Raw genomic sequence first — 567 nt, 5'->3', positions numbered from 1 at the left:
AAGCGAAGCATGAGCGAAGACCGCCAAGGTCGTTCCACGGACACCGGCAAGATCCTCTACTGCTCTTTCTGCGGAAAGAGCCAGCATGAGGTGCGCAAGCTGATTGCGGGTCCGAGCGTGTTCATCTGCGATGAATGCGTCGAGCTGTGCAACGACATCATCCGTGAGGAGCTGGAGGAGAAGGCGCAGTCGGCCCGCAGTTCGCTGCCCAAGCCGCGCGAGATCCTCGAGGTCCTGGACCAGTACGTGATCGGGCAGAACCGCGCCAAGCGGACCCTGGCCGTGGCCGTATACAACCACTACAAGCGCATCGAGAGCCGCCAGAAGAACGACGAGGTCGAACTGGCGAAGTCGAACATCCTGCTGGTCGGTCCGACCGGTTCGGGCAGGACGCTGCTGGCCGAAACCCTGGCCCGCCTGCTCAACGTGCCGTTCACCATGGCCGACGCCACCACGCTGACCGAAGCCGGTTACGTGGGCGAGGACGTGGAGAACATCATCCAGAAGCTGCTGCAGAAGTGCGACTACGACGTCGAGAAGGCACAGCAGGGCATCGTCTACATCGAT

Annotated in this window: 1 protein-coding gene; it reads left to right on the top strand. The window is 61.9% G+C overall.

Going from position 1 to position 567, the window contains the following annotated elements; genetic code table 11:
* Positions 1–9: 9 nt before the first annotated feature.
* Positions 10–567: ClpX C4-type zinc finger protein (locus AAE045_RS24015; RefSeq protein ID WP_455549807.1), on the top strand; the 558-nt coding region annotated here is incomplete at its 3' end.

Source organism: Dryocola clanedunensis, from assembly GCF_038405435.1.
GTDB lineage: Bacteria > Pseudomonadota > Gammaproteobacteria > Enterobacterales > Enterobacteriaceae > Dryocola > Dryocola clanedunensis_A.
The sequence above is the reverse complement of the archived record's forward strand: the minus strand, read 5'-3'. Positions and strand labels throughout refer to the sequence as shown.